Source organism: Cognataquiflexum aquatile (assembly GCF_003316845.1).
Taxonomy (GTDB): domain Bacteria; phylum Bacteroidota; class Bacteroidia; order Cytophagales; family Cyclobacteriaceae; genus Cognataquiflexum; species Cognataquiflexum aquatile.
Window position 1 is genome coordinate 1103027 of record NZ_QMIK01000001.1, and the last position, 13544, is coordinate 1116570.

Annotated in this window: 8 protein-coding genes; 1 reads left to right on the forward strand and 7 read right to left on the reverse strand. The window is 41.2% G+C overall.

The window, feature by feature from the left end; translation table 11 throughout:
* Window positions 1-152 precede the first annotated feature (152 nt).
* From DQW11_RS04530 to DQW11_RS04570, 6 genes are all read right to left on the reverse strand, one after another.
* Complete coding sequence (locus tag DQW11_RS04530) at window positions 153-2609, reverse strand: GumC family protein (RefSeq protein ID WP_113922785.1); 2457 nt, start codon at window positions 2607-2609, stop codon at window positions 153-155.
* Complete coding sequence (locus DQW11_RS04535; RefSeq protein ID WP_113922786.1) at window positions 2606-3421, reverse strand: polysaccharide biosynthesis/export family protein; 816 nt, start codon at window positions 3419-3421, stop codon at window positions 2606-2608. Before DQW11_RS04535 ends, DQW11_RS04530 begins: the two co-directional genes overlap by 4 nt.
* 2328 nt (window positions 3422-5749) lie before the next feature.
* A complete protein-coding gene (locus DQW11_RS04555) occupies window positions 5750-6691 on the reverse strand; it encodes a polysaccharide deacetylase family protein (protein ID WP_232826673.1) in 942 nt (313 codons plus the stop codon).
* Between the two features lie 1059 nt (window positions 6692-7750).
* The gene (locus DQW11_RS04560; RefSeq protein WP_113922790.1) at window positions 7751-8920 is read right to left on the reverse strand and encodes a hypothetical protein; all 1170 of its coding nucleotides are present in this window, start codon (window positions 8918-8920) and stop codon (window positions 7751-7753) included.
* Window positions 8921-8984: 64 nt separating this feature from the next.
* Complete coding sequence (locus DQW11_RS04565) at window positions 8985-10073, reverse strand: glycosyltransferase family protein (RefSeq protein WP_232826674.1); 1089 nt, start codon at window positions 10071-10073, stop codon at window positions 8985-8987.
* A gap of 354 nt (window positions 10074-10427) precedes the next feature.
* The gene (locus DQW11_RS04570) at window positions 10428-11489 is read right to left on the reverse strand and encodes a glycosyltransferase family 4 protein (RefSeq protein ID WP_232826675.1); all 1062 of its coding nucleotides are present in this window, start codon (window positions 11487-11489) and stop codon (window positions 10428-10430) included.
* A gap of 369 nt (window positions 11490-11858) precedes the next feature.
* Here DQW11_RS04570 and DQW11_RS22610 point away from each other — a divergent pair, with 369 nt between their 5' ends.
* Window positions 11859-11981 carry a DUF559 domain-containing protein gene (locus DQW11_RS22610; protein WP_394337136.1) on the forward strand — a complete coding sequence of 41 codons (123 nt, stop codon included), beginning with the start codon at window positions 11859-11861 and terminating at the stop codon, window positions 11979-11981.
* Window positions 11982-12231: 250 nt separating this feature from the next.
* Here the strand turns inward: DQW11_RS22610 and DQW11_RS04590 are convergent, their stop codons facing one another.
* Window positions 12232-13482 carry a hypothetical protein gene (locus tag DQW11_RS04590; protein ID WP_232826676.1) on the reverse strand — a complete coding sequence of 417 codons (1251 nt, stop codon included), beginning with the start codon at window positions 13480-13482 and terminating at the stop codon, window positions 12232-12234.
* Window positions 13483-13544 lie beyond the last annotated feature (62 nt).

Genomic DNA, 13544 nt, shown 5'->3' on the forward strand with positions numbered 1-13544 from the left:
CACTACAACAAATACAACCTGACAACTGGATAACTTGACAACGCGAAGCTGACAACCACAACAACCTGATAACTGGACAACTTGACAACGCGAAGCAGACAACCACTACAACCTCCCCTGAGATTCTTCGCTACACTCAGAATGACGCTCCGTTACACCCTAAACTTCGCAAAAAACTTATCTATCCAAAATGTAGGTTTCTTCTCCCCTTCAGCATCTTCGTAATAGTTTCCGGTGACATTGTTTTTCTTCATGTAAGAATAATTGTAGCCATACCCATAATTATAGCCTCCAAAATCATACACATCTCCCCCGGCACGGATACCGTTAAATACCGCATAGAAATCCCTCACCTGATCGTTGGCATACAGGTCATTGATCATCAAAAGGTACTTTTTGTGGGTATAATCCTGACGGATGATATATAGATTGATGTCCGAAAAACGCAATAAGTCAGTGGTCTCGGATACCAACCCAATAGGTGGTGTATCCATGACGATGACATCAAAGTGCCCTTCCAAATAAATGAGAAACTCGGCCATCTTATCCTTCAGCAACAATTCTGCAGGGTTTGGAGGGATAGGTCCTGAAGGGACAATAAACAGGTTGTCGTATTTGGTTTGGATTACGATTTCCTCTTGGGTCGACCTATCCACCAAATAGGAGGACAAACCTACCTTGTTCCCAACGCCCACATAATCCGCGATCCGAGGCTTTCTTAGATCCAATCCGATCAACACAGTCCTCTTACCACTCAAAGCCATGGCAGCAGCAAGGTTGAGACTGACAAAAGTCTTGCCCTCTCCCGAAACTGACGAAGTGACCAAAATCTTTTTACACTTTTTCTCACTGGCAATGTAAAAAAGTGCTGACCTCAAGGACCTGAAAGATTCAGATACCATCGCCTTGGGATGCTCGGCCACGATCATATTGGTTTCCTTATTACTCAAACCAATGGTTCCCAACAAAGGAATCCGAAGTGAATTCTTAAGTTGGATCTGATCCATAATCCTGTTATTGAGATAGTGGTAAGCAAACAATACCAATAAAGGAATGAAAAAACCCAACCCAAATGCCAATCCATAATTCTGTGTTTTCTTGGGAAAAATCAGACTTCCCCTCCGGGCATAATCAAGGACGGCATTGTCTGAAACGTTGGAAGCTTTGGCAATGCCTGCCTCCGCCCGTTTTTCCAAAAGGTAATTATATAAGTTTTCCCTGAGTTTAAACTGCCTCAGGATTTTGGTATAATCAGATTCAGTTTGAGGCAACTGCGCAAATTTGTCATCCAATTGCGAAAGTTTTTTCTGGGCTTCGGCCTTTCTCCTTTTTGTATTGGAAACAAGGTTGTTGATATTTTCAAAAATGTTTTCCCGCAGCTTGCTGATCTGTTCATCCAACACCACCACATTGGGATGGTTATCATTGACTACTGCCAAAAGTTTTCGCCTTTCCATGGACACTTGTACCAAACTTTGGATCAAGCCGTTCAAAAACCCGTCACTCAAGCCTACAATTGAAGGCGCAATAATATCCCCATAATCCATGGTTTTAGTACTGAGGTAGGTCTGAAGAGATTCATAATAACTCAGCTCAAAATCTATGTTTTGGATCATTCCTTCCAATTCTTGGATATTGCCCAAAACACCTCCAAATTCCGAATTGACATCCATCAGTTTATTATCTACCTTAAAATTGAGCATGGAGCTTTCCACCATCTTCAGGGTATCTTCCAGGATATGCATTTGGTCGTCAATAAACCTCAGGGTGTTTTCAGTAATCCGGTTCTTTTCGCGCAAGTCAAACTCAATGTAGGAATCCATCAGGGCATTGACATAATCCCTTCCTTTCTCCACCACCTGCGACACCATCGTCACCTGCAATACCGTTCCCAGGTTATTGATAGGCCTCACGGTGACTGCCCTAGAGTAACGATCCAAAACATCCACAGGACTATGGATGATAAAATAGAGTTTATCATCTACTGCCATATCCTTTACTTGTTGGACGACAAACTTGGACCTGTCAGACAGAATGACTTCCCCGAATTTAAAGGTCTTGTTCAAAATGGCCTCATCCAATGGCCGGTTGTTTTTGGAATTGAAAAAATCAAAAAAAGTTTTGTCCTCCTGTGTCAGGGTAAACTCTGTATCTGAAACCTTGGTGAGATGGACAGTACCCCCTTCGGCCTGATGGACAGACCAGTCTACCAAAACCTTAATGGGTGATTTATCATACAACTCTACCTCCTTGATATTGGTGGAAGCATAATAGCTTACCTCAAAATGCACTTTTTTCAAAGCTTCCTCAGCCAGATTTTTGGAGCTAAAAAGCAGGATATCGTTTTCAAGGTTATTTCCTCCGGAAAAAATGTTGGACCTGTCCAATATCCGTACTTCAGGAGAATTTTTGGGTTTGATCAAAACACTGCCCTGCACCTGATATTCTTCTAAAGAGTACCTGTGAAAAAGGAATACCAATACCATCGCAATAAATATACAGGTGGCATACAACGGCCAATACCTTGAGTATTTGATCAGGTAATACTTGATGTCAATTGGCTTAGCTTCTTGCTCAAACTTCGAAATATCTATTTTGCCGTCAATCATAAATTACCACTGATTAATGCGAAAATCAACAACAAGGAAGTCGTTACAGAAATGATCAAACCCAAAGAAGCAGAAAAATTATCTGCATTGCCTATCTGCCTGATTTTCATAGGCTCCAAATAAAGGATATCATTGGGTTGTATAAAATAATAGGGCGATGCCAACAATGCCCGGTCATTCAGATTGATTTGATGGATTTTGGTTCCCCCATCATATTGCCTGATCAAAAACAGTTTGTTTTTTCTCGCCAGGATATTGGATTCACCGGCCATGGATATGGCGTCAAAAATGGTCGCCCTGTTTTTCATAATCACCATAGGTCCCCCAGCATTGAACTCACCCATAGCCGTAAAACGGATGCCTCCTATCCTGAGCTTCACAAACACCTCTTCTTTGAAATAGGCCCTGATTTCTTCCTGAACCTTGACCCTTGCCTCTTCTTCACTCAACCCTGCGATTTTCAATCTCCCGATCTTTGGCAAAAGGATAAACCCTTCCTGATCGAGAGAATACCCCGTAAAGTAAAATATATCCCCTGCCCCTCCGGCTCCACCGCCAACTCCGCCTCTCATGCTTCTTGAGCCCTGAAATTCAAATGCCTTGGTCAACTCCTCATTGGAAGAAGCAAAATCAATGTCTACAATGTCAAATGGCTGTAGGATATACCTATATTCCACTTCTGCAAAGGGGATAAACTCATCCAATTCAATGGGTTCATTTTCAGGAAGATTTTGGAGGTAGGTGATCCTTTTGTTGCTGATACAGGAAACTGCTAAAAGTAAAAAAACAATCCAGAGGGTAAGTTGCTTCATAAATACTAAGCGGGGTCGATAAGGCTTCAAATATAAATAAATAAAGTAAATATGGTAATAAATTCCCCATTTTGAAATTCTTCCACGGAAAGGAAAAAACTACCTCACGCAAAGCCGCAGAGAAAAGGAATGAAAAATGATGAATTCAGAAGGATGAAGGAAAAGGGATGAAGGAGTGTCGATCCCTGTGTGACCTAGGTGGTAATCAAACGAAAAAATTAATCACCACAGAGAGCGCTGAGAAAAAGGAGAAACAAAAAAGGATGAAGGAAAAAGGATGAAGGATGATGAATCTTTTCTCTGTGCCCTCGGTGAGCTCGGTGGTAAAAAAATTAGATCCAGCTTCTTGAGAAGGATAGGTTGGCCTTCGGATCTTTTCTCCGTGCCCTCTCTGCCCTCTGTGGTTAGTTAATTGCTCCACTTTGCGATACCATAGCGCCCATTGCGGTAAGTTCCATTCAGCCCTGAAAGGGCGAAATATCCCAACGATGGGTGTAGCCCATCGATAAACCATAACGAATCAATCACAAAAGCCCTGAAAGGGCGAAACATGACGAAGAAATTATTCCGCCCCTTCAGGGCTCGCGAGAATCCACCACACTTCTATGGATGGGCTTCACCCATCCCTTGGATATCCCGCCCCTTCAGGGCTCTAACCAACAAATTACAAAAACTCTGCGCTCCCTGTGTCCTCTGTGGTGAAAGAATAACTTTTTGATGTCCATTGCGATACCATAGCGCCCATTGCGGTAAGTTCCACTCAGCCCTGAAAGGGCGAAATACCTCAACGATGGGTGTAGCCCATCGATAAACCATAACGAATCAATCACAAAAGCCCTGAAAGGGCGAAACTTAAACAAGAAATTATCCCGCCCTTTCTCTAAGCAAGATATTGCAATACTCTGTGCCCTCTGTGGTGAAAGAATAACTTTTTATGTCACCCATCCCTTGGATATCCCTCCCCTTCAGGGCTCTAACCAACAAATAACAAAAACTCCGTGCCCTCTGTGCCCTCTGTGGTAATATCATTGACCTCACTTTGCGTCCCTTGCGAAACCTTAGCGCCCATTGCAGTAAGTTCAATTCAGCCCTGAAAGGGCGAAATATCCCAACGATGGGTGCAGCCCATCGATAAACAATAACAAATGAATCACAAAAGCCCTGAAAGGGCGAAACTTGACGAAAAAATTGTTCCGCCCTTTCTCTAAGCAAGATATTGCAATACTCTGTGCTCTCTGTGCCCTCTGTGGTGAAAGAATAACTTTTTATGTCACCCATCCCTTGGAAATCCCGCCCCTTCAGGGCTCTAACCACAATAAATAACAAAAACTCTGCGTCTCCTGCGCCCTCTGTGGTGAAAGAATAACTTTTTGATGTCCATTGCGATACCATAGCGCCCATTGCGGTAAGTTACATTCAGCCCTGAAAGGGCGAAATATCCCAACGATGGGTGCAGCCCATCGATAAACAATAACGAATGAATCACAAAAGCCCTGAAAGGGCGAAACTTAACAAAGAAATTATACCACCCCTTCAGGGCTCGCGAGAATCCATAACACTTCTATGGATGGGCTTCACCCATCCCTTGGATATCCCGCCCCTTCAGGGCTCTAACCAACAAATAACAAAAACTCTGATCCCTCTCTGCCCTCCGTGGTAATATCATTGACCTCGCTTTGCGTCCCTTGCGAAACCTTAGCATCCATTGCGGTAAAAAACAATCATATCACGCAAAGCCGCAGAGAAAAGGAATGAAGAAGAATAAATTCAGAATGAATGAACTCTGCGCCCTCTGTGCCCTCAGTGGTGATAAATCCATGACCTCACTTTGCGTCCCTTGCGAAACCTTAGAGCCCATTGCGGTAAAAAACAATCATATCACGCAGAGCCGCAGAGAAAAGGAATGAAGAAGGATAAATTCAGAATGAATGAACTCTGCGCCCTCTGTGGTAAGTTAATTGCTCCCCTTTGCTAAACCATCACGCCCATTGCGGAGAAAAAAAGAAAAATAAAGTAGGGCTAAAAAATCTTCTTTTGACAATCCCTACCTAGTTTAGAAATCTTTCGATAAAAAATCAATGCTAAAAATCGCTTAATCACCCGAACCAAAAGTAAAAAAAGACTAAACAAAAAAAAATACCCTAATCAGGGTATTTTTTTAAATTCCATTAATATATTTCTTTATTTCAGACTTATATTTCTATTAATATGGTTTTTTTAATATGAAATTAAATTTTATTTATTTACCCATTCTACCTAACAACCCATTTTCAACAGAATTATAACGTCATCGTACTTCCAACTTCCTTTCTTCCCAACTACCCTTCTCTAATTCCCCCTCACCAATTCCGCCGTTTCCTTCATGTTCAATGATTTCATCCCATACTCTTCTCTAAGCCCATCAAAGAAAACCAACAATTCCTCCAGGTACTGAAGATTTTGTTTGGGGAAGTGACCAAAATTGTGCGGATGCCACCACAAGTGATATACCATACCCTTTTCAGCAGTTCTTTGCATCTCCGATTTGATCCGTGAAAACCGTTGCAGGTGACTAATCCTGTTGCCTACATAAGGACGTAGCAACCTTGAGGTAGGAAGCAAAACAGGCCCTTCAACAGCATTTACCTCAGGCAAAGGATAAAAACTATCCTTTCCCAACGGGATCAACGTATCGCCTGTCCGGAACAACCTTTTCACAAAACTCCTTACCTCAGTATGTTTCCAAAACCAGTCTGCCGGATTGGAGCGCAAGGTTCTAAATCCCTCTTCCCAAGCCACCTGCAGCACCTGAGGGTCATATTGGTTTCTTGGAAAAACAAGACTCTCTAGCTTCGTATTGAATTTTTGTTCGGCCAGATTTTGGGCAGCCTTCAAATCCGCCCTAAACTGTGCCAATTCTTGACCCTTTTCGCAGGTATAATAATGGGCATAGGTATGGCAACCCAATTCCTGTCCTTTGGTTAGCAAAATTTCCTTGACCAATTGGGGTGCAAACAGTGTTTCAGGAAAAATCTCTTTTTGGGAATCCAACCAGGAGTAGGCCGAATACCCTTTCTCCTCATAAGAAGGCAAAACCTTAGGCGAATAATGCCTCCATTCTTCTACATTTTCAGCCATCAACCCACCTACCGCCGCCCAAGTGGCATGCACTCCATGATTATCAAACAGTTCAAGGATTTTGGGAATAACTTTTCTAGTCTCCGAATAATAGGAAAGGCACTTCTCCACAGGATATTTATCAAACCTTCCCCAGTGGAGTTCAAAATCCAACGAAATTGTTAAAATAGGCCCTATCAAATCCAAGAATAGTTAAACTCTTTCCAAATTATTTCAAAGAATACAATGATATGATTAAATCATTAAATTTTTACTTACAATACAATTGTTTTTACCTCCTTAAAATTCTAACATATTGTAGCCTGACTGCAGTAAATCCTAACCTTCAAAGAATTCTCAATGCTAAAAAGAAAAATAAATATCATTTTTTTAGCTACTTTTTTTCTTGACAAAAAAAGTAGCCCAAAAAGTCAAGACGGTTTACCGCACAATCTGGCTATTAAAACTCCCGTTTTAATCCCTTATCCACGCACAAGGCCAGTGCCGGCCTCCCGAAGTTTCGGGATCATCCAGCCCACCTCGAACAAATGAGGTTAATTTGAAAAGGGAATTTCGAAATTACTCAGGATCATGCATTAATGAGTTATCCAAAAATATTTCAACCTTATATCAACCATATTTCTACCTTATTTCAATATAAAAATGATATATGCTTCGCGATATACTTTGATATATGCCTGCGGCGATATAATTTTTAGCATCAAAACTGATTTACAGAGTTGAGGTTTGATCTCTGCAACTAAAATGATATATGCTTCGCGATATACTTTGATATATGCCTGCGGCGATATAATTTTTAGCATCAAAACTGATTTACAGAATTGAGGTTTGATCTATTTCAACTTTATTTCAAAAATATTTCTACCTTATTTCTACCTTATTTCACTAAATATCCACCAATATCCAATATCAACTAATATCTATAATTTCAATCTTATATCTACCGTATTTCAACTTTATATTTACAGTATTTCAACCATATTTCTACCTTATTTCAATAAATATCCATCAATATCCAATATCAACTTATATCAGTTATTTCAATTTATTTGAACCTTATTTCTACATTATTTCGAAATCAATATCTATGAATATTACATCAATATCGGATGGATATGTTTGCTTTCTTGTCACTACCCATAAAAAACTCGGATTGAAGTTCTATTGTCGCGGCTATGGACTGTCGACCATGGACTGTGGTCCGATTGATCCTCATATTGCCTTTGATGTGGAATCATGCAAAAGACCCCAACCATATCCCCCTATCATATACAAAAAAACCATATACGTACTCTTCATCCTCACCATTATCCCCAGATTATTCAGCGTCAAGGCATACACCACCCCCATCAACACCATCACGGCCAACCCGGCATAAAACACCCCCGGAATAGATAACCTTATTTTCTTATACCAAGCATACACCTGACCCAAAACCAACCCAATCAATAAAACAAAGGCAAAGGTGTTTTCAACCACCGCTACCAAATCCCAAAAATCCCTGACTTCATGCCAGAAAGGCCTGAAAAAAAAGGTCCACAACTTTTGGCCCCAGCCATATTCCTCCATGGGAACCTCCGATCCTGCCCCAAATCCCCTCAAAAACTCCTGTTGCCCGGAAATAAATTGCAAAACCGCCTCTAAAGAATATTCTTCCAAATGCATGGAGACAAATACCCTGTTCAATGCCAAAATCCCAACCGCCACTACCAAAATACTGACAGCTAACTTTGCAGGAAGGGAAATCCCTGGTTGAAACAATAAATAAACCCACGCCACGCCACCCAAGACCACTCCTGCTATAGGACGTACCCAAAATGAAAGCAATACCCCCAACACCAAAAATACCCAATGCCTCGGCAAATCCCCCATGCCTTTCACAGCCCAACCCATCCCCAATACCAAGAGAGCTTCCTTGCCAACTCCTGCTGACCAAAAATGGAGATTGGGAAGGAAAAACAAACCCAACCAACCAATCTGTATCCATTTGGAAGAGGTTTCAGGACAATATTTTACCGCTACCAAATAGATCTCCCTAATCCCCAAAAAGGAAAAAAAAGCATACAGGACATTGCCAAACAAAAATCCCAGACCAAAAACCTTGGAAGGGATATAATTGAGCCATTGGATAAAAAAAGTCCTGCTTCCCCAATAGTCCATCCAAGAAACAGGGTTTTGGGATATGTCAGCAGTCAGTTCCCAATAACGTATGGCATCACCCCCGTTTTTCTGAAGGTAATAGTTAAAAACAAAGGAAAACAGGAAATGATAAATGCAAAGGACCTGCAGAAAATTCGTCTGAATTTTGGACAAACCGATCTTTATACCCAGCCTCACATTCAACCAAAGTAACAATACCAGTAGCCCAAAGATCAATACCATTTCCACCCCTATCACCTCAAATCCTATTATTCTGCATTATGAATTCAGAATTCTACATTCCTTTTTATGCATTCAACACTCCCAAATAACTTTCCACACTCTTCTCGAGACTAAACTTCTCCATCCCAAAATCCCTGATTTTCCCTTTATCCAACTTGCCCAATCCCCCAAGCCATTCCTGAAGCCGAACCGTAAACAACTCACCGTCGGAGGAATCCATAAGAAAACAAAAATCCTTATCCTTTAGCATTTCCTCCGTGTCGCCCACTCCTGATGAGGCAATGACAGGCAAACCACACAAAAAATATTCTCCAAGCTTGATAGGAGCAATCCCTGCAAGACTAGGTGCAGATTTCCTTAAACTCAGACCCAAGTCAGCTGCAGACAGGTAAAATGGAATTTCTGAATACGCCCCATTTTTGATGACTATGGATTTTTGGAGGTTGTCGGGGATCCTTTCTTCCACATAACCGGGATTCCGTGTCAAAATCAGAAATTTTGAGTGTGGATGAGCCAAATGGTGCTTTTCAAACAACCCCAACATCTCATCTACCATATATTGGGGACCAACAGTTCCGGTATAAACCCACAACAAGTCCTTATCCATAATCCCCAACTCCTGACGGATCTTCAACCGGCTTTCAAGGTCGGGTTGAAAAATCTTGCTGTCACGTCCATTTCCTACTACATAAAATTTATAACGCTGTGAAATACCAATGTTTGCCACATGGATTTCCATTGCCCTTTTTGATCTTGTCAATACTTTATGTGAACGATGAAGAATCTTCTTCTCTTCATTTTTTAAAAACCGGTACTGATTTCCCTTGGGATCCAATCCTACATAGTCCACCCGCTCCTCTAAAGGAAAACCGTCTGCATCAAAAACCAAAGAAACGGGCTGTTTGCGAAGCCAAGCCCAAAGTCTATTGACCATCATCGCAGGCATCGTCGACCGGGGCATCAATATCTCGATATGATGCTCTTGAATATACCGCTTGATATAAAAAGTACCTTGATAAATAGACCAAAGCGCCCCGATGGAAGCCACCGGTTTGCGGTGGATCGGGTGTTGGATATAAGTGATATCAAGGGAAGCGGCCAAGTCAGTCAGCCGCTGAACTTCAATTTGACTTGCCCAGGAAAATTGCACCACATGCACACGGATACCCCCATGTTCTTGTAATCCCTTAAAAATCGGAAAAAACAGAGATTCCAGGTAATTCGTACTTTCCGAATCCCAGGTTACAAAAAGAAGGTTCTTTGTCTTATTCAGGGGTAGTATTGGTTGTGATTGTTGTAATTGTTCTAGTGGTTGTAATTGTTCTAGTGGTTGTAATTGTTGTCCGGTTGCCTGCTTCGCGTTATCAGGTTGTCGAACGTCACCCTGAGGAACGAAGGGTCTCTTTCAAGTGGTTGTAATTGTTCTGGTGGTTGTAATTGTTGTCGGAGCTGTTGACTGAAAACTGAGACTGCCGACCTATTCTCGTTTCTCGCCTCTCGTCTCTTCCTACTTCCCACTTAATTCCCTCTTAATTACTTCAAAATTCCGCTCTATGGTATAATGCTCCTTAACCAACGCAAACCCCTTCCCTCCCATTTCCCTTCTCAACTCCCCATCCAAAATTAACATTTTGAGATAGCCATACCACTCCTCCTGTGTCTTGGCCAAAAATCCATTTTCGCCATGAACAACTACATCCACATTCATCCCAACAGGAGATGCCACAACAGGCAAGCCACAAGCCATATATTGGATCAGCTTATAAGCACATTTCCCTTTTTCCCATGGATCATCGGGTAATGGCATCACACCGATATCCATCCCTTGGATAGCAAATACCTCCCCATCTTCTGTCCATTGGATCAATTTTAGACTCCCGTCAAACCGCCAACCCCTGTTTCCACCCACCACATGAATCACCACATCCAATTCTTTGCTTAATTTCTCCAAGACAGGCCTGATCTCATTGAGATACTTCAGGGTGGTAGGCGAACCAATCCATCCTACCACAACTGGATATGAAGAAGTGTATTCCTTAAAGGAATATCGTAAAGGATTTATGACAGTAGGTAAAATCACTACTCTTTTTGCCCCTGCCTTTGTCGCCCAATTTCCCAAATAAGAATTCCCTGCCCAAACTATATTGGCATGGCGCATCACCCCATCTATTTTTTTTCCCAACCATTTCCTCACTACCGGACGCCTTGCCATGTCATAACGGTGAAACACCGCATCATCATAATCCACCACATAACCTTTGCCCAACTTTGACAATACCCACTCTGCCCATGCAGGAAAAAAGGGAAACAACTCTTTTTCAACCCAAATCAAATCATATTTCCAAAAACCCATCAATATCCAAAGCCTGTTCAGGTAGCTAGACAACACATTGCTTTTGGTAACCCCTTGACCTTTGTATTTTTCTTTAAGGTAAAATTCATTGAAAAAAGGAGAAACTTTGACCTCATAACCTGCCTTTATCCAAGAAGGTAAAAATTGATAAGTCCGCAGCCGGCTACTCGCCCCCATCCTGGGGTACTTGGGAAGAAAAAGGATTTTTTTAGACACTAAGTAATTTAGAATAAGTTTTTTGCATAAAGCCTAAAAACTGGTTTTACTAAAGATTCGCTATTAAACTAAAGCTATTTGTTTATGGCGCAGGGCAATGAAGGCGAAGGTTACAATTGTAATAACTTAGCCTGGGATAGATATTCTGAGAATCTTGTTCTTAAAGCAAACTTATACAATAACGCTGTGGGGAGGAGGAAATTTTTCCGGGCCGGCGTCGGCCTAGCGGGCAGAAGGATTAAAATTTCTTGTCCCGATAGCAATCGGGATTGGTTACTTTTTTGGTTAAGCAAAAAAGTGACAGAAGAAAATGACATATCTATTTCTCTTAGCCAATAAAACATCATAAAGGTTTGTATCTGTCTAAGAATCCTCAATTGCCATAAACTCCGACTGATTATTGAACTTGACGGAGGCATCCACCTCAATCGGGATCAGGCAGAATATGACCTAGGCAGGAACTTCGATCTCAACCAAATTGGAATTGATTGATAAGAATTACAAACGATGAACTAAGGGTTGATATGGATGCAGTATCATTCAAAATCCAAGAAAAAATGTCCAAGATCAGACTTTCCATTGGAAGGAGGTAAAACCCCACCCCGACCCTCCCCAAAAAGGGAGGGAGAAACCAAACCAATATGGCAAATCCGAAACTTAGAGGATTCAATTCCAATACTTTCCCTGTATTTCAATCTTGTCAACATATTCCCCCTTCAGGGGGATACAGGGGGTAAAGTCTTCAGGGGGATACAGGGGGTGAAGTCTCCGCCTTCTTCCTGATAATCTCCTCCCTCTTCTGATAATACCGCATCTTTTCCTGCACTTTCAACAACCGCAAGTGCTTGTTGTATGCGATCAAAAAGAAACAAAACAACAAAAAATAAATCATCGTCATGTTCTTCATCCGCATGACAATTCCAAGGTTACTCAACGAGTTCATAAAAGCCAATGTGACAGGAATAAAAGTGATCATCCCGGCCTTGATAAACAAAGGCATATCCCTGATCGCCTCGGGAGTCCAATTCCTATAAATAAACAAACTCAACCACAGATAAAGTACATTTTCAAAACTACTGAAAAAGGATACTATATTATGTGCATCAAAGAACAGGGGTCGGAACATATAAGTGAATAACTTCATCGGCCAAGAATACGATGAAAGATTCACTCCTGAACCAACGTTTGAGTTATTGAGATACCCAACTTTTTGACCTGCCAAATCTCCTAGGGTCTCCAAAGAAAAATCTTCAATCCTAAGTGCTTCTAAAGTAGTGGAACTCAAATAAACAACCCCAATTAGAGTTATTGAACTCAATATAATCTTTGCTGTTGGTTTGATATCAGAACCCAATAATATGGCAATACCCGAACCTGCCAATAAGGCAAAACCAACATGTGGTCTCGCCATATAGACAAAAAACAAAGCAAAGACTGCCTGCCACCAACGGTCTTTGTATTGCTGGAGGGCAAACAGAAACCAAGCAATACCCCAAAAACAAATACTGTCTTTCCCTACCCCTGCTGACCAAAAATGGAGATTGAGAAAATAAAAGACTGTTGGAAACAAGGGGATATTCAATACAGAATGATTTGCAGGAAACAAATCCGCCACCATCACAAAAATATACCTGATCCCAATAAAGCCCAAAAAACCAAATAAGATATTGCCAGTCAAATAAGACAATCCCAACAATTGACTTGGGATATAACACAACCATAGGATAAAAGTCGTTCCATCACCAAAATAAGAGAACCAGGAAATGTCTCCTCGAACAATGACTTGTTGCATGGTAAACTTCCAATATCCCTGAGAATCACCACCAAAATTTAAAATATAATAAGTGAAGAATAGGCTAAAAAGAAAATGGTAAATTAATAAATATTGAAGGTGGAGCTCATATTTGGCAGGCAAACCAAATCTCTTAGAAATACTTCTATTAGTATTAGCCAAGGCTATAAGGCAACCGACCACAATGATTATATCTAACAATTTTTCTCCTTTTAAACTTTATTACAAAACCAAAAACACCTACTATCATTCCTTACGCCCAA

Coding starts and splice junctions, on each gene's coding strand:
- DQW11_RS04535 (WP_113922786.1), bottom strand. CDS start 3,421: ATGAAGCAACTTACCCTCTGGATTGTTTTTTTACTTTTAGCAGTTTCC.
- DQW11_RS04560 (WP_113922790.1), bottom strand. CDS start 8,920: ATGGTATTGATCTTTGGGCTACTGGTATTGTTACTTTGGTTGAATGTG.
- DQW11_RS04530 (WP_113922785.1), bottom strand. CDS start 2,609: ATGATTGACGGCAAAATAGATATTTCGAAGTTTGAGCAAGAAGCTAAG.